General features: G+C 56.3%; 13 protein-coding genes. 6 read left to right on the plus strand and 7 right to left on the minus strand.

Features of this window, described 5'->3' with window-relative positions; genetic code table 11:
* Positions 1 to 8: 8 nt before the first annotated feature.
* The gene (locus M2433_RS15320) at positions 9 to 1,958 is read left to right on the plus strand and encodes a glycoside hydrolase family 127 protein (RefSeq protein WP_429055543.1); all 1,950 of its coding nucleotides are present in this window, start codon (positions 9 to 11) and stop codon (positions 1,956 to 1,958) included.
* A 99-nt stretch (positions 1,959 to 2,057) separates the two neighbouring features.
* On the opposite strand, the gene M2433_RS15325 is transcribed toward M2433_RS15320, so the two are convergent.
* Positions 2,058 to 2,798 (minus strand): MipA/OmpV family protein, encoded by a 741-nt coding sequence (locus M2433_RS15325; protein ID WP_429055540.1) that lies wholly within the window; start codon positions 2,796 to 2,798, stop codon positions 2,058 to 2,060.
* A 117-nt stretch (positions 2,799 to 2,915) separates the two neighbouring features.
* Here M2433_RS15325 and M2433_RS15330 point away from each other — a divergent pair, with 117 nt between their 5' ends.
* Complete coding sequence (locus M2433_RS15330; RefSeq protein WP_429055538.1) at positions 2,916 to 3,881, plus strand: LysR family transcriptional regulator; 966 nt, start codon at positions 2,916 to 2,918, stop codon at positions 3,879 to 3,881.
* Here the strand turns inward: M2433_RS15330 and aldB are convergent.
* From aldB to M2433_RS15360, 6 genes are all read right to left on the minus strand, one after another.
* Positions 3,878 to 5,416: an aldehyde dehydrogenase AldB gene (aldB, locus tag M2433_RS15335; RefSeq protein ID WP_429055535.1), complete on the minus strand. Its 1,539-nt coding sequence runs from the start codon at positions 5,414 to 5,416 to the stop codon at positions 3,878 to 3,880. The two genes, M2433_RS15330 and aldB, sit on opposite strands and share 4 nt — an antisense overlap.
* Positions 5,417 to 5,502: 86 nt before the next feature.
* On the minus strand, positions 5,503 to 7,350 hold the full coding sequence (gene selB / locus M2433_RS15340; protein WP_429055533.1) for a selenocysteine-specific translation elongation factor: 1,848 nt from the start codon (positions 7,348 to 7,350) through the stop codon (positions 5,503 to 5,505).
* On the minus strand, positions 7,347 to 8,732 hold the full coding sequence (selA, locus tag M2433_RS15345; protein ID WP_429055531.1) for an L-seryl-tRNA(Sec) selenium transferase: 1,386 nt from the start codon (positions 8,730 to 8,732) through the stop codon (positions 7,347 to 7,349). The genes selB and selA overlap by 4 nt, the downstream gene beginning before the upstream one ends.
* A 103-nt stretch (positions 8,733 to 8,835) precedes the next feature.
* Entirely contained in the window at positions 8,836 to 9,444 is a 609-nt protein-coding gene (locus M2433_RS15350; protein WP_429055529.1) for a glutathione S-transferase, read from the minus strand.
* A gap of 90 nt (positions 9,445 to 9,534) precedes the next feature.
* Complete coding sequence (locus M2433_RS15355; RefSeq protein WP_059311830.1) at positions 9,535 to 10,671, minus strand: HlyD family secretion protein; 1,137 nt, start codon at positions 10,669 to 10,671, stop codon at positions 9,535 to 9,537.
* 2 nt (positions 10,672 to 10,673) lie between these two features.
* On the minus strand, positions 10,674 to 11,030 hold the full coding sequence (locus M2433_RS15360) for a DUF3302 domain-containing protein (protein WP_032644441.1): 357 nt from the start codon (positions 11,028 to 11,030) through the stop codon (positions 10,674 to 10,676).
* Between the two features lie 634 nt (positions 11,031 to 11,664).
* Between M2433_RS15360 and M2433_RS15365 the strand changes: the two genes are divergently transcribed.
* The 4 genes from M2433_RS15365 to M2433_RS15380 all read left to right on the plus strand — a co-directional run bounded on the left by M2433_RS15365 (position 11,665) and on the right by M2433_RS15380 (position 15,826).
* Entirely contained in the window at positions 11,665 to 13,572 is a 1,908-nt protein-coding gene (locus M2433_RS15365; RefSeq protein WP_059311831.1) for a PTS mannitol transporter subunit IICBA, read from the plus strand.
* An 82-nt stretch (positions 13,573 to 13,654) separates the two neighbouring features.
* Positions 13,655 to 14,818 (plus strand): mannitol-1-phosphate 5-dehydrogenase, encoded by a 1,164-nt coding sequence (gene mtlD / locus M2433_RS15370; protein ID WP_080471886.1) that lies wholly within the window; start codon positions 13,655 to 13,657, stop codon positions 14,816 to 14,818.
* Entirely contained in the window at positions 14,815 to 15,405 is a 591-nt protein-coding gene (gene mtlR, locus M2433_RS15375) for a mannitol operon repressor MtlR (RefSeq protein WP_047347596.1), read from the plus strand. The genes mtlD and mtlR overlap by 4 nt, the downstream gene beginning before the upstream one ends.
* Before the next feature lie 58 nt (positions 15,406 to 15,463).
* Complete coding sequence (locus tag M2433_RS15380; RefSeq protein WP_429055524.1) at positions 15,464 to 15,826, plus strand: YibL family ribosome-associated protein; 363 nt, start codon at positions 15,464 to 15,466, stop codon at positions 15,824 to 15,826.
* Positions 15,827 to 15,833: the final 7 nt, after the last annotated feature.

Raw genomic sequence — 15,833 nt, forward strand, 5'->3', positions numbered from 1 at the left:
AGAACGCTATGTCCATAATGGAAGCCGACCTGCATCAACTGAAAATTAACGACCCGTTTCTCGGGCAGTATCAACGACTGGTACGAGAGGTAGTGATCCCCTACCAGTGGGACGCGCTTAACGATCGCGTCACGGAAGCCGAACCCAGCCACGCCATCACCAACTTCCGCATTGCGGCGGGCCAGGAGCAGGGCGAATTCTACGGTATGGTGTTTCAGGACAGCGACGTCGCGAAATGGCTGGAAGCCGTGGCGTGGTCGCTGTGCCAGAAACCGGATGCTGAACTGGAAAAAACCGCCGACGAGGTCATCGAACTGATTGCCGCAGCGCAGTGTGAAGATGGCTATCTCAACACGTATTTTACGGTAAAAGCCCCCAACGAGCGCTGGACCAATCTGGCCGAATGCCACGAGCTGTACTGCGCCGGCCATATGATGGAGGCCGGCGTGGCGTATTTTCAGGGAACCGGAAAACGCCGTCTGCTGGAGGTGGTGTGCAGGCTGGCGGACCATATCGACAGCGTGTTTGGCCCCGGTGAGAGCCAGCTTCACGGCTATCCTGGCCACCCGGAAATCGAGCTGGCGCTGATGCGGCTTTACGACGTCACGCAGGAGCCACGCTATTTCACGCTGGTGAAATATTTCGTTGAACAACGCGGCGTGCAGCCACACTTCTACGATATCGAATATGAGAAGCGCGGCAGAACGTCATACTGGAACACCTATGGCACGGCATGGATGGTCAAAGACAAAGCCTACAGCCAGGCGCATCAGCCGCTTGCCGAACAGCAAACGGCTATCGGCCACGCGGTGCGTTTTGTCTACCTGATGGCGGGCATGGCGCATCTGGCTCGCCTGAGCCATGACGAGGGTAAACGACAGGACTGTCTGCGGCTGTGGAAAAATATGGCGCAGCGCCAGCTGTATATTACCGGCGGGATCGGGTCGCAAAGCAGCGGTGAAGCCTTCAGCAGCGATTATGATTTGCCCAACGATACGGTCTATGCCGAAAGCTGCGCCTCCATCGGTCTGATGATGTTTGCCCGCCGGATGCTGGAGATGGAGGCCGATGGCCACTATGCCGACGTGATGGAGCGCGCGCTATACAACACGGTGCTTGGCGGTATGGCGCTGGACGGAAAACACTTCTTCTACGTGAATCCGCTGGAGGTACATCCGAAAACCCTGGCGTTCAACCATATCTACGATCACGTAAAACCCGTCCGCCAGCGCTGGTTTGGCTGCGCCTGCTGCCCGCCGAATATCGCGCGCGTGCTGACGTCGCTGGGGCATTACGTTTACACCGTTCGCCCGGATGCGCTTTTTATAAATCTCTACGTGGGCAACGATGCCACCATTCCGGTTGGCGACGAAACCCTGGCGCTGCGAATTAGCGGCAATTATCCGTGGCAGGAAGAGGTAAAGATCGAAATTACCTCGCCAGTTCCCGTCACGCATACGCTGGCCCTGCGTCTGCCGGACTGGTGCGCGGCGCCTGGCATGTCGTTAAACGGTGAAGCCGTTGCGGGTGAAGTCTCCCGGGGATATCTCTACCTTACCCGTACCTGGCAGGAAGGGGATGTCGTCACGCTGACGCTACCAATGCCGGTTCGCCGCGTGTATGGCAACCCGCTGGTCCGCCAGCAGGCAGGCAAAGTCGCCCTCCAGCGCGGCCCACTGGTCTACTGCCTGGAAGAGGCCGATAACGGTGCGAACTTACATAACCTCTCCCTGCCCGCTGACAGCAAGTTTCGGGTCTTTGAAGGGAAAGGGATATTCGCACACAAGATGCTGATTCAGGCAGAGGGGATGGGGTGTCAGGTGAAGGACACGGATGCGCTGTGGCAGTACGATCGCTCGCCGGTACAACGTCAGCCCCAGACGCTGACCTTTATTCCCTGGTTCAGTTGGGCAAACCGGGGAGAAGGGGAAATGCGGATTTGGGTGGATGAAAGCTGATTATCTGCGGCCTGATACCCTCACCCCAGCCCTCTCCCACGGGAGAGGGAGTAAATACGCAGGCCGGGCAAGGCGAAGCCGCCACCCGGCTTTACTGCATCAGAAACGCCAGGTCAGGCCGGTCATCAGCGCGAAGCTGTCGTCGCGGTCGATCATCGGGCTGTTCTTCACGTCGTCAGGTAATACGGTATAGACCGCGCTGGCGTTGAGATACAGCTTCTGGGTTAACTGATATTTAGCGGCCAGGCCAACGTATGGCGTCCAGCTGTCGCCGGCGGTGTATTCATCCATACCCGAGCGGCGAGACTCGCTGCCGGATACGCCGTAGTAGTAGTCGTTATAGCTTTCGTCGCTGTAGAAAATCCCGACCGATGGCGTCAGGGTCAGGCGTTCCATCCTGATTGGACGGAAGTACGATACTTCGCCCATCACGCCGCCGCTTTCATCCATCGCATCGCCAGAGACGGCCACTTTCAGAGAGCCCCAGCTTTCGTGGCGGTAGTAGGCGCCGCCGATGAAGGCAGACGCTTTGCGCTCGTCCAGCTGCTTCATCTGATGGTCGTCATTATCATCAGGATCAAAATGCAGCGGCATCCACGATGCGGTCAGGCTGAACTCATTTTTTGCGTCTTTCCACAGGATCCATCCGCCCGTGGTCTGGCGAACATAGAATTTGTCGCCTTCGTAGCTAATTAACGGTACTGCACTGGTATTTTCGTTATACCCTTTGTAAGGAGACTCATTAAATACAGCCCCCGCTCCAAGTGAAAAGTCACCGGCCATTGCAGAGGATGTTGCAAATAACGTGGCAGCGATGAGTAAATTGTATTTAATAGTCATTACATGTAATCCATTTAAATGCCAAACAAGCGAGGCGAATAATAATGGTTACAAATTTGCCAATGCAACGCTGCGGTTTATATAATATTATATATAAAATCATATAGATGGGTGTGCATGATGAGTAAATTACAGCTAAAGCCACGCGAGTTAAAAATTATTTCCGTCATCGCCGCAACCCACAGCATTGGTGATGCTGCCGCCCTGCTGGGCATGGCGCAGGCCAACGTCAGTAAATATCTGTCTGATTTTGAAACGCGGGTTGGACTCAAGGTTTTCGAGCGTACCACTCGCCAGCTGGCCCTTACCCAGTTTGGCGAAGCGTTACTCCCCTACGTGAATGCCACGCTGGATAAGAACACTCAACTCGTTAATTTCATTGCTGATTATAAGCATGAGAAGCGCGGTAAAGTCACGATATACGCCCCAACAGGGATCGTGACCTATCTTGCGCGCCACGTGATCCATCAGATTGAGGACATCGGCGACATTCGCATCTCCCTAAAAACCTACAACCTGGACCGTAATGAATTTTCAGAAGGTGTTTCCTTTCCGGATGACTGCGATATTCTAATTACCTATGCGCAGCCGAAAGACGAAAGCCTGGTCGCCAGCGTGTTGACAAAATATTCCGTCACGGCATTCGCAACCGTTGAATATTTAAATAAACATCCCTTAGCAGGACCTGAAGATTTAATTAACCACTCCTGTATTCTTATTGACTCCATGCTGGTCGATGAGGCAAACATCTGGCGCTTCCGCGTGCACGGCAGTGATAACGTGCATGATTACCGGGTAACCGGGAATTATATTTGTGACAATACGCAGACGGCCCTTGAGCTGGCAAGAAATAATCTCGGAATTGTGTTTGCGCCCAAAGAGAGTCTGAAAAAAGAATTAACAAAAGGCATGCTGGTCCCCTGCTTTCCGCATCAGGAGGAGTGGTGGCTCGATCTGACCGCCATCTTCCGCAAACGCGAATATCAGCCCTGGCGCGTGCAATACGTCCTGGATGGCGTCCTCAACTGCCTGCGCCAGCAAATTGCTCAGGCCGCCCATGGACGGCCTGAGCTGGGCGATTAGAACAGCCCCAGCGGTTTATCGGAATAGCTGACCAGCAGACATTTCGTCTGCTGGTAATGCTCCAGCATCATCTTATGGGTTTCACGCCCGATGCCCGACTGCTTATACCCCCCAAAAGCCGCGTGCGCCGGATAGGCGTGGTAACAGTTGGTCCAGACGCGCCCGGCCTGTATGCCCCTGCCCATTTTATAGGCCAGATTACCGTTGCGGCTCCAGACGCCCGCCCCCAGGCCATACGGCGTGTCGTTGGCAATTTCCAGCGCCTCCTCCATCGTTTTGAAGGTGGTCACGGCCAGCACCGGTCCGAAAATTTCCTCCTGGAAAACGCGCATGTTGTTCTGACCGAACAGGATCGTCGGCTCAAGGTAGTACCCTTCCTGCAGATCGCCACCGAGCACTTTACGGCGACCGCCGGTCAGAATATCCGCGCCCTCTTTCTTGCCGATATCGATGTAGTTGAGGATAGTTTCCAGCTGTCCGTGCGAGACCTGCGCGCCCATCTGCGTGACGTTATCGAGCGGGTTACCGCTGCGGATAGATTCGACGCGGCGAATGGCCCGTTCCATAAAGCGCTCATAGATAGACTCCTGCACCAGCGCGCGGCTTGGGCAGGTACAGACTTCGCCCTGGTTAAACGCAAACAGCGCAAACCCTTCCAGCGCTTTATCGAAGAAAGCATCTTCTTCTTCCATCACGTCCGCGAAGAAGATGTTCGGGGATTTCCCCCCCAGCTCCAGCGTCACCGGGATGATGTTCTGCGTGGCGTACTGCATGATCTGCTGACCCACTTCCGTCGAGCCGGTAAACGCCACTTTGGCGATACGCTTTGAGGTGGCCAGATATTCGCCTATCTCACCGCCCGCGCCGTTCACCACGTTAATCACGCCCGGCGGCAGAAGATCGCCGACGATTTCCATCAGCAGCAGAACCGAGAGCGGTGTCAGACGGGCCGGCTTCAGAACAATACAGTTTCCAGCCGTCAGCGCCGGCGCCATTTTCCAGCTCGCCATCAGCAGCGGGAAGTTCCACGGAATAATTTGCCCGACGACGCCCAGCGGTTCATGGAAGTGATACGCCACGGTGTCGCTGTCTACCTCACTTATTCCGCCCTCCTGAGCGCGAATGCACGAGGCGAAATAGCGGAAATGGTCTATGGCCAGCGGCACGTCTGCCGCCATGGTTTCCCGGATCGGCTTGCCGTTATCCCAGGTTTCTGCCGTCGCCAGCAGCTCCAGATTTTGCTCCATCCGATCGGCAATTTTGAACAAAATGGCCGCGCGGTCCTGAACGGAGGTATGGGCCCATTTATCTTTCGCTTTGTGCGCCGCATCCAGCGCCAGGTCGATATCATGCTTGCCGGAGCTGGCTATCTCACACAGCGGCTGGCCGGTAACGGGGGTCAGGTTGGAATAGTATTCGCCGTCGACGGGTGCCACCCAGTCGCCGCCAATAAAGTTGTCATAACGAGGCTTCAGCTTGAGGGGAAAACCATACTCGCCGGGCTGGATACGCGATGAGGGAGGATTGTTTGTCATGACCGTCTCCTTGCTGTTGGTGTACAACAAGGGTAGTTCCGGCTGGCGATTTTCTCGCCAGCCGGTAACGGTGTTTACGACGGGGGTCACGGAGTTTCAGGAAATAACAGCGAATCTCGCAGGAGATGATCGTTACCGCGACGGCGGGTAAAGCCGATGCGGTTAAAATACTCCAGGATCTGAATTGCCAGCTTGCGGCCCACGTTCAGCCGGTCGCGGAAATCGGCGGCGCAGGTAGAGCCCCGCGCCTGATCCAGCTCGCGGATCAGGTTTGCAAACGCAACAATCCGATCGTTACGGTAATAACGATCTTTCACGATCGCGACTATCAGCCCCTGCTGCGCCGCATGGCGCAATACCTGACGCATTACCTGCTCGTCGGCGTTCGTTTCGCGAGCCAGATCGCGAACCCACCACGGCTCATCGCCAAACAGCGGGGCCACTTTTTGCCATACTGCCTCTTGCTCCGCGGTGAACCCGGCCTTGTGATCCGGCAGATGCAGCCAGCCGTGGTGGCTTTTGATCGCCCCGCTTTCGCGCATGTTTTCAATCAGCAGCAGCACCAGCGCATCGTCTTCCATCGGCAGCGCCATGCGCCGCAGACGCTCACGACCCGGGCCAGGCTCATCCTGATGCTGTTCATGGTAGGTTGCCAGCGTGTTCAGTATTTTACGCTGCCAGTTTGCCGCAACCGGGGCATTGAGCAGGCTGTTGCCGGCCTGAATAAAGCCCGGCTGCTGGGTCAGCTGACGTAAGCCTTCTTCGCTCAGCTGGCGTGCCCATGCAAAATCCTTAAGACTCACCGCACCGCGCTCAAGATGCACCCGCAGCGCGGCGTTATCATCGCTGGCCTGCGCCAGCGCCGCCAGCCACTGCAGATATTCAGGTTTACGCTTGCCGCGCCGCGGTGGGTTAAGCACCACCACCCGCGCTCCGGCCAGCGTTTCGCGCGCGGAAATATCACGCAGTACCAGACGATCGTTATCTGCCAGCCAGAGCGGCGAATCGAAAACCAGTTCGGCAAGGTCGTTCTCCAGCAGCGACACCCGCCCGGTGATATGGCTGGCCGCGTGGTGGATATGCAGCGGCTGCCACTGGGTCAGCGGCGCGTGCGTCTGCAGGGAGACAATGACGCGTTCAGACGGTTCGGGTGGGGCATCGGCCAGCAGCCAGTCGCCGCGGCTAAGCTGCTCTTTTTCCGCATCTCCGGCAATGTTAAGCGCGATCCGCTGCCCGGCGTGGGCCTGCTCCGCGGGCTGGTTTTGCGCATGCAGGCCGCGCACGCGCATCGGTTTGTTAACGCCCGTCAGCCATAAGCTATCGCCGACCTTTACTTCGCCGCTGAGCGCCGTACCGGTGACCACCAGGCCCGAACCTTTCACGGTAAAGGCCCGGTCAATGGCCAGACGGAAACGGTGATGGCTGGCGTGGTCACGTGATGAAAGCTGCTGTAAATGATGGCGAAGTTCGTCGATACCTCGCCCTTCTGTCGCCACGGTGACAAAAAGCGCTGCATCGGCAAAACCATATTCCCGCAAGGTTGCCAGTACCGTTTCGCGCACCTCGCTGACGCGCGCGTCGTCCACGCGATCGGCTTTGGTCAGCGCCACGGTTAGCTGCGGGTTGCCGGTCAGCTGCAGGATCGCAAGATGCTCGCGGGTTTGCGCCATGACGCCATCATCACAGGCCACCACCAGCAGGGCATGATCGATGCCGCCCACACCCGCCAGCATGTTGGACAGAAACTTCTCATGCCCCGGTACATCAATAAAACCCAGAACGCGGCCATCGGGCTGGGGCCAGTAGGCATAGCCCAGATCGATGGTCATACCGCGCTTTTTCTCTTCCGGCAGGCGGTCGGCGTTTACGCCGGTAATCGCCTGCAGCAACGTGGTTTTTCCGTGGTCGACGTGACCGGCAGTGGCAATAATCATTTCAACAACATCTCCAGAAATCGCTCTTCATCTTCCAGGCAGCGCAGATCCAGCCACATTCGGCCGTCGTAAATCCGCCCGATAACCGGCGTCGGTAAACCACGCCAGCGCGACGACAGGGCATCAAGGCGGCTGCCGCGCCCGTCGCGCGGGGTGAACGTAAGCGCCTCGCTCGGCAGCCTGTCCACCGGCAGCGAACCGCTGCCAATCTGCGACTGGCAAGGTTCAATGCGCACGTCAAAATCGGGGTAATGCGGGGCTACGCGCGGGAGCAGTAACTCAGCCTGGGCGCGAATCGAGGCGGCATCGCGGGTTAACAGACGCAGCGTGGGCAGTCTCTCGGCCAGCTTCTCCGGATGCAGATAGATACGCAGCGTCGCGTCCAGCGCGGCAAGGGTCATTTTATCGGCGCGCAGGGCGCGCTTGAGCGGGTGCTGTTGCAGCGTCGCAATCAGCTCGCGTTTACCCACGATAATCCCGGCCTGCGGCCCACCCAGCAGTTTGTCGCCGGAAAAGCTCACCAGGCTGACGCCCGCCGCAATCATCTCTTGCGGCATCGGCTCTTTTGGCAGACCGTACTGGCTCAGGTCGACCAGCGAGCCGCTGCCGAGATCGGCAATCACCGGTACATTCAGCTCGCGCCCCATCGCCGCCAGCTCCGCCTCGTCAACGGCTTTGGTAAAGCCTTCAATATGGTAATTGCTGGTGTGAACCTTCATCAGCAGGGCGGTATTTTCATTCACCGCCGCGCGATAATCTTTCGCATGGGTGCGATTGGTGGTACCCACTTCATGCAGCGTACAGCCCGCCTGGCGCATCACGTCCGGGATGCGAAACGCCCCGCCAATCTCCACCAGCTCGCCGCGGGAAACCACCACCTCTTTGCCGCTGGCGGTAGCCGCCAGCATCAGCAGCACTGCCGCTGCGTTGTTATTTACAATGCAGGCATCTTCCGCGCCGGTCAGCTGGCACAGCAGCTCCGCCAGCGCGCGATCGCGGTGCCCGCGCCCGGCGCCGTCCAGATCGTACTCCAGCGTCACAGGCGAGCGCATGGCCTGCCCGACCGCCGCGATAGCCTCTTCCGCCTGCTGCGCGCGGCCCAGGTTGGTATGCAGGACGGTTCCCGTCAGGTTAATCACCGGGCGTAACGCGCTTTGCGCTTTCTCACCCAGCCGGTGTTCAACTTCCTGCTCCCAGGCTGCACACCAGTCGGGCAAGGCGTTTTCTGACTGAATAGTGCGGCGAGCTTCGTCCTGAAGCAGACGTAGCATCTCAACCGTCGCGGTATGACCGAAACGCTCAACGGCAGCATGAATGCGGGGCTCGCGAAGGAGACGATCGGTCGCGGGGATCTGGCTGTACAGCGAATGATGAGTAGTCATGAAAGCGCCTGGCGAGTAAATATCTTCCCCCCTCCCGACGGGAGAGGGAGTTAACATGTGGAGAGATTGTACCGCCTCCCGCGGCGAAGTGTTATAACCCGCATCAAGCCTTTGGCGGTTCGGTACGGGCAAAGCTCTCGCGGCTAAAGAGCGTCTCTGCAAGCTTCACCAGCAGCGGACGGTCGACGCACCAGCCCGGGGAAACGCGGCGGAAGTTGAGATAGCCAATGGCGCAGGCGATGGCGATGGTCGCCAGGTTCAGGTCGTCGGTGTGGATCTTTCCGTCCCGGATAAGCTGTTCGCACCGGTCCAGGCTGCGGCTGATTTTTTCCCGCTGGCGCAGCAGCTCGTTTTCTGACTGCTGGGCGGCGGGCCTTGCCTGTTCGCGCACCGAGGTGAGAGCCGCATCCATAATGCCATCGGCCAGGGCTTCAATTTGCTTCACCGCCAGCGCCGCTTTTGGGTCAGCCGGAAGCATTGCCGGGGCAACGTCCAGCAGCTCGATATACTCCGCAATAATCGGGGAATCAAACCAGTATTCACCCTCGTCCGTCACCAGCGCCGGGACTTTCCCCAGCGGGTTGTACTGCGCGACGCCGTTTTCGGCGTTATAAGGCTGTTCATTGATAAATTCAAATTCAATCCCTTTCTCCAGCAGGAGAATCGAGATCTTTCGCACGAAGGGACTGGTATAGCTACCGATGAGTTTCATTGCCTGATCCTTGATGCCGGAAAAAAGTCAGTATGGATCAAGCGATGAAAAAAGGGCAGGTATACGCGTCGCATTCCTGCCCTGGAGGGATTAGTGATCGAGATAGAGGTAGTGCATCCAGCTGGTCATACGCAGCAACACTTTACGCATGACCGACACGTGGGCGAAATGGTCCGAATAGACGGCCACCTGGGCGTAAATACCGTCTGGCAGCGCATCGACGTCGGCGTTAGGCTCCAGCTCAATCAGCGCCTGTACGCCATCCGTACCCGGCACGACCGTCAGTGCCTGCAGCGCACCCTGTGCCTGATACGACCCGCCTGGCACCACCGGCAGAACGCTGGTGAGCTTGCCAGTGAACACCTGGCCCGGCAATGCGTTAAACACCACTTCCGCTTCATCGCCCGGCTTCAGGCGCAGCAGCGAGTTCTGACGGAACTGGGCCACGATCTGGCGCTTCTGTTCTGGAATAAAGACCATCACCGGACGCAGGGGCAGCGCGGCGGCATAGGTCCCCGGACGAATCAGCACCTGGGTGATATAGCCATTGCTGGGCGCACGCACCACGGTCTGATCCAGGTTGTATTTGGCTTCAGCAAGCTGGGCGCGCAGGGAGGCAATCTGCGACTGCTCGCCGTTCACCATGCTGTCTAACTGGCTTTGAATCTGCACTTGTTCAGCAACGGAGCCTTTCACCAGCGCATCCTGTGCCAGGTAATTCTGCCGCGCGTTGTCGATATCGCTTTCAGAGAACGGATTCACCTTCGCCTGGCTGCCTTTCAGGTAGCGCTGATAATCTTTGTACAGGCGATCGCGCTCGGCGGAGACGCGCGTGGTATTGGCGACGGCTTCCGCCAGCTGCGCTTTCAGATTATCGATGTTGTGCGTCGCGGTCACCAGGTCGGCCTGAAGTCTGTCAACGCGCGCCTGGTAGCGGCCTGGATCCAATTTAAATAACACTTCGCCTTTTTTAATGAGCTGGTTATTTTTATCCGTCACTTCACTGACCACACCTGTTACCTGCGGCGTAATCGGAATAGAAATAACTGCTTTTTGCGCCGTAAAGGTATACGGGTGGTTATAGTTCATGAGCAGAATAAGCCCGGCAACAATAAACACGCCGCCTAATGTCGCGGTGGCAAGCGTCCACTGGTTTACCGGAATACGGAATATTTTAAAAATCACCCAGGCAAATGCCACATAGGTCAAAATAATCAACAGATCCATGATTAGCGCTCCAGCGTGTTCTTATCAGCAGCAGGCTGTGCTGCCGCCAGCTTTTGTTCGAGTTCCGCCACGCGTTTGGCGAGCGCATCCATGCCCGGGACCTCGTCAGGCTTCGTTATATGGTTCTGCATGCCCCAGCCGCGGTCTTCACGATACAGCGTGGCCCAAATCCACAGGAACGGCCAGATGGCATGAAGCGTAAACAGGCTAATCCACCCTGCCGTATGAATCGCATCGGCATGCGGGTGGTTACGCTTTTTGGCCATATTGTAAGGGATGTCATGAATGGCGATGATTCCGTAAAAAAGAACCAGAAATACAAAAATCAATACGCCCAGCGCGAAATAGTTGAGAAACATATTCTCCTCACTTAAACAACGTCAACTCATTAAATTAATAAAACGGTACGCAACCTAATTAATTTTTATAAACACAGGGAGGTGCTTATTATTTCCAGAGCCGGGGAGTATGGGTTTTTATAATATCTCCATGCAAGTTTATAAGCGTGTCAAAATATATCCTGAATAATAATAGACTTAACCTTACAATATGAGCGTAATCCACCTTTTAGCTTTTCGCCATACCACACATCAAAAGTGGTTTTTTAGCTTTACGTGTCGCGCTCCGCCATCCTGATGCCGATCGCAGCCGGAGAAATCTGCATAAAAATATTTTGTGAAACCAGTCACAATCCAGAAACAAACTCACAAAAGTAAAATGTGATAATAGTCACAGAAATAGGTGTTTTTTGCGTCATCTTTCGCCATCGTCTTTTTTTTGCCCACCATTTTTGTGATTCAGATCACCTCATTGAATGCCTCACCCCCTATTTTTACGTGATGTACATCACACAAATTTTCACTATCTGGACAGTTGAACGATTCAGTGCCAGATTTCACAGCATCAGAACAGGGCCCGGCTACCTCTGCCGCCGCACATTAACGATAAACCTCGGGCCGCAAGCCTAAGCATAAACAGAAGAAGGGGTGTTTTATGTCATCCGATTTCAAGATCAAAGTTCAAAGCTTTGGTCGTTTCCTCAGCAACATGGTGATGCCAAATATCGGCGCGTTTATCGCGTGGGGTATCATCACCGCATTGTTCATTCCGACAGGGTGGTTGCCTAACGAAACGCTGGCAAAACTTGTTGGCCCAATGATTACCTATCTTCTGCCGCTGCTCATCGGTTTCACCGGTGGTCGTCTGGTGGGCGGTGACCGTGGTGGCGTTGTGGGTGCCATCACCACGATGGGGGTTATCGTCGGTGCGGATATGCCGATGTTCCTCGGCGCGATGATTGCTGGTCCTCTGGGCGGCTGGGCGATCAAGAAATTCGACGTCTGGGTTGACGGTAAGATCAAATCCGGCTTCGAAATGCTGGTGAACAACTTCTCTGCGGGCATCATCGGGATGATCCTCGCGATTCTGGCGTTCCTCGGCATTGGCCCTGCGGTTGAAGTGCTGTCCAAAATTCTGGCGGCAGGCGTTAACTTTATGGTGGCGCACGACATGCTGCCGCTGGCGTCTATCTTCGTTGAACCGGCGAAAATCCTGTTCCTGAACAACGCCATCAACCACGGTATCTTCTCACCGCTGGGTATTCAGCAGTCTCACGATCTCGGCAAGTCCATCTTCTTCCTGATTGAAGCGAACCCAGGTCCGGGTATGGGCGTTCTGCTGGCGTACATGTTCTTTGGCCGCGGCAGCGCGAAACAGTCTGCTGGCGGTGCGGCTATCATCCACTTCCTGGGCGGTATCCACGAAATTTACTTCCCGTACGTGCTGATGAACCCGCGTCTGATCCTGGCCGTCATCCTCGGCGGTATGACCGGCGTGTTCACCCTGAGCGTGCTGGGCGGCGGTCTGGTTTCTCCTGCTTCTCCGGGTTCTATCCTGGCGGTGCTGGCAATGACGCCAAAAGGGGCTTACTTCGCGAACATCGCGGCCATCTGTGCGGCCATGGCCGTCTCCTTCGTGGTCTCTTCCATCCTGCTGAAAACCAGCAAAGTGAAAGAAGACGACGATATTGAAGCGGCGACCCGTCGTATGCACGACATGAAAGCCGAATCCAAAGGCGCGACCCCACTGACGGCGGGCGACGTCTCCAACGACCTGAGCCACGTGCGTAAAATCATCGTTGCCTGTGATGCCGGTATGGGTTCCAGCGCAATGGGTGCAGGCGTGCTGCGTAAGAAAGTGCAGGATGCCGGCCTCACCAACATCTCCGTGACCAACAGCGCCATTAACAGCCTGCCGCCGGATGTTGACCTGGTGATTACGCACCGCGACCTGACCGAACGCGCCATGCGTCAGGTACCGCAGGCACAGCACATTTCGCTGACCAACTTCCTCGACAGCGGTCTGTACACCAGCCTGACCGAACGTCTGGTTGCGGCGCAGCGTCACGAAGACAACGAAGTGAAAGTGCGCTCCAGCCTGCAGGACAGCTTTGACGAGAGCAATGCCCACCTGTTCAAACTGGGTGCGGAAAACATCTTCCTCGGCCGCACTGCGGCGACCAAAGAAGAAGCGATTCGCTTTGCCGGTGAGCAGCTGGTGAAAGGCGGCTACGTTCAGCCTGAATACGTTGACGCAATGCTGGAACGCGAAAAGCTGACGCCAACCTACCTGGGCGAATCCATCGCGGTGCCGCACGGTACGGTTGAAGCGAAAGATCGCGTCCTGAAGACCGGCGTCGTATTCTGTCAGTACCCGCAGGGCGTGCGCTTCGGTGAAGAAGAAGACGACATCGCCCGTCTGGTGATTGGTATCGCCGCTCGCAACAACGAGCACATTCAGGTGATTACCAGCCTGACCAACGCGCTGGATGATGAGTCTGTCATTGAGCGTCTGGCCAATACCACCAGCGTGGAAGAAGTGCTGGCTCTGCTGAACAAATAAGTTCTCTTCCCTCTCCCCCCGGGGAGAGGGCTAGGGTGAGGGGAAACGTTCCTCACCCCAGCCCTCTCGGGTAAAAACATTGATGAAGGTTAACACTATGAAAGCATTACATTTTGGCGCAGGTAATATCGGTCGTGGTTTTATCGGTAAACTGCTGGCAGACGCGGGCATTACGCTGACATTCGCCGATGTGAATCAGGTCGTCCTGGATGCCCTGAATGCCCGTCATAGCTATCAGGTACACGTGGTGGGCGAAAACGAGCAGGTTGAGACGGTATCTGGCGTCAATGCGGTAAGCAGCATCGGCGAAGACGTTATTGACCTGATCGCCAGCGTCGATCTGGTGACCACCGCCGTGGGCCCGGTCGTGCTGGAGCGCATCGCCCCTGCTGTCGCAAAAGGTCTGGCAAAACGTAAAGCGCAGGGTATCGACACCCCGCTGAACATCATCGCCTGTGAAAACATGGTGCGCGGCACCACGCAGCTGAAAGGCCACGTACTCAACGCCGTAGCAGACGAAGATAAAGCCTGGGTTGAAGCGCACGTGGGTTTTGTGGATTCCGCCGTTGACCGCATTGTTCCGCCGTCAGAATCCGCCACCAACGACCCGCTGGAAGTGACCGTCGAAACCTTCAGCGAGTGGATCGTCGATAAAACCCAGTTTAAGGGCGCGCTGCCGACCATTCCGGGCATGGAATTAACCGATAACCTGATGGCATTTGTCGAACGCAAGCTCTTCACGCTGAACACCGGGCATGCTATAACCGCGTACCTCGGAAAATTGGCCGGTCATCAGACCATTCGTGACGCGATCCTCGATGAGAAGATCCGTGCGGTGGTAAAAGGGGCAATGGAAGAGAGCGGCGCGGTGCTGATCAAACGCTACGGTTTTGATGCTGAGAAACACGCAGCATACATCCAGAAAATCCTCGGTCGCTTTGAAAACCCGTATCTGAAAGATGACGTTGAGCGCGTAGGCCGCCAGCCGCTGCGTAAACTGAGCGCCGGAGACCGCCTGATTAAGCCGCTGCTCGGCACGCTGGAATACGGCCTGCCGCACGCCAACCTGGTGAAAGGGATTGCCGCCGCGATGCACTACCGCAGCGAGCAGGACCCGCAGGCGATTGAGCTGGCTCAGCTGATTGATGACAAAGGCGCGCAGGCTGCGCTGGCGCAGATTTCCGGTCTGGACGCCAACAGCGACGTGGTTGTGGAGGCGGTTAACGCATACAACGCAACCAAATGATGCAGAATGCGGCGCAGGTTAGCCTGCGCCCAGATAACAGATTGTCAGATATGCAGGCAATAATGGAACAAACCCAGGCCTTTGAAAATCGTGTGCTTGAGCGTCTGAATGCTGGCAAAACCGTACGAAGTTTCCTGATTGCCGCCGTCGAGCTGTTAACCGAGGCGGTAAATATCCTGGTGCTTCAGGTGTTTCGCAAAGACGACTACGCGGTAAAATATGCTGTAGAACCGTTACTGGACGGAGACGGACCGCTGGGCGATCTCTCCGTGCGTCTGAAGCTAATTTATGGTCTTGGCGTGCTGAACCGGCAAGAGTATGAAGATGCGGAGCTGTTAATGGCGCTGCGCGAAGAGCTCAATCATGACGGTAACGAGTACACCTTTACCGACGATGAGATACTGGGGCCCTTCGGCGAGCTGCACTGCGTCACCGCGCTGCCCCCTGCTCCCCATTTTGATAACAGCGATCCTGAGCTCTATGCGATGCAGAAGCTGCGTTATCAACAGGTTGTCCGTTCCACAATGGTTCTTTCCCTGACTGAGCTGATTTCACGAATCAGCTTAAAAAAAGCGTTTCAGAAGTAAGCCTGCTCACATTGGTGTATCCTTCCCTGTAAATTCCCCGTTTTCAGAGTTATTTGTCATGAAAGAAGTCGAAAAGAACGAAATTAAACGCCTGAGCGACCGCCTGGATCTGATCCGCCACCAGATGGCGGGTCTGTCACTGGTCGAGTCCGCCGAAAAGTACGCCGAGCTGGAAAAAGAGGCTGCCACGCTGGAGACAGAGATCGAGCGCCTGCGCGAAGTCAAAGGTCAGAAGCTGAGCAAAGAAGCGCAGAAGCTGATGGGCATGCCGCACCGCCGTGCGATCACCAAAAAAGAACAGGCCGATATGGGCAAGCTGAAGAAAAGCGTCCGTGGTCTGGTGGTCGTGCACCCGATGACCGAACTTGGCCGCGAAATGGGCCTGAAAGAGATGACGGGTTTTTGTAAGACCGCGTTCTGATGGCTTT

This window comes from Enterobacter sp. AC1 (assembly GCF_050434705.1).
Classification (GTDB): domain Bacteria; phylum Pseudomonadota; class Gammaproteobacteria; order Enterobacterales; family Enterobacteriaceae; genus Enterobacter; species Enterobacter cloacae_L.

What these genes read in the sequence shown, in the direction of transcription:
- M2433_RS15355 (WP_059311830.1), bottom strand. Translation starts at nt 10,671, where the DNA reads ATGGATCTGTTGATTATTTTGACCTATGTGGCATTTGCCTGGGTGATT.
- M2433_RS15365 (WP_059311831.1), top strand. Translation starts at nt 11,665, where the DNA reads ATGTCATCCGATTTCAAGATCAAAGTTCAAAGCTTTGGTCGTTTCCTC.
- mtlR (WP_047347596.1), top strand. Translation starts at nt 14,815, where the DNA reads ATGATGCAGAATGCGGCGCAGGTTAGCCTGCGCCCAGATAACAGATTG.
- M2433_RS15350 (WP_429055529.1), bottom strand. Translation starts at nt 9,444, where the DNA reads ATGAAACTCATCGGTAGCTATACCAGTCCCTTCGTGCGAAAGATCTCG.
- M2433_RS15360 (WP_032644441.1), bottom strand. Translation starts at nt 11,030, where the DNA reads ATGTTTCTCAACTATTTCGCGCTGGGCGTATTGATTTTTGTATTTCTG.
- M2433_RS15330 (WP_429055538.1), top strand. Translation starts at nt 2,916, where the DNA reads ATGATGAGTAAATTACAGCTAAAGCCACGCGAGTTAAAAATTATTTCC.
- M2433_RS15320 (WP_429055543.1), top strand. Translation starts at nt 9, where the DNA reads ATGTCCATAATGGAAGCCGACCTGCATCAACTGAAAATTAACGACCCG.
- aldB (WP_429055535.1), bottom strand. Translation starts at nt 5,416, where the DNA reads ATGACAAACAATCCTCCCTCATCGCGTATCCAGCCCGGCGAGTATGGT.
- M2433_RS15380 (WP_429055524.1), top strand. Translation starts at nt 15,464, where the DNA reads ATGAAAGAAGTCGAAAAGAACGAAATTAAACGCCTGAGCGACCGCCTG.
- mtlD (WP_080471886.1), top strand. Translation starts at nt 13,655, where the DNA reads ATGAAGGTTAACACTATGAAAGCATTACATTTTGGCGCAGGTAATATC.
- M2433_RS15325 (WP_429055540.1), bottom strand. Translation starts at nt 2,798, where the DNA reads ATGACTATTAAATACAATTTACTCATCGCTGCCACGTTATTTGCAACA.
- selA (WP_429055531.1), bottom strand. Translation starts at nt 8,732, where the DNA reads ATGACTACTCATCATTCGCTGTACAGCCAGATCCCCGCGACCGATCGT.
- selB (WP_429055533.1), bottom strand. Translation starts at nt 7,350, where the DNA reads ATGATTATTGCCACTGCCGGTCACGTCGACCACGGAAAAACCACGTTG.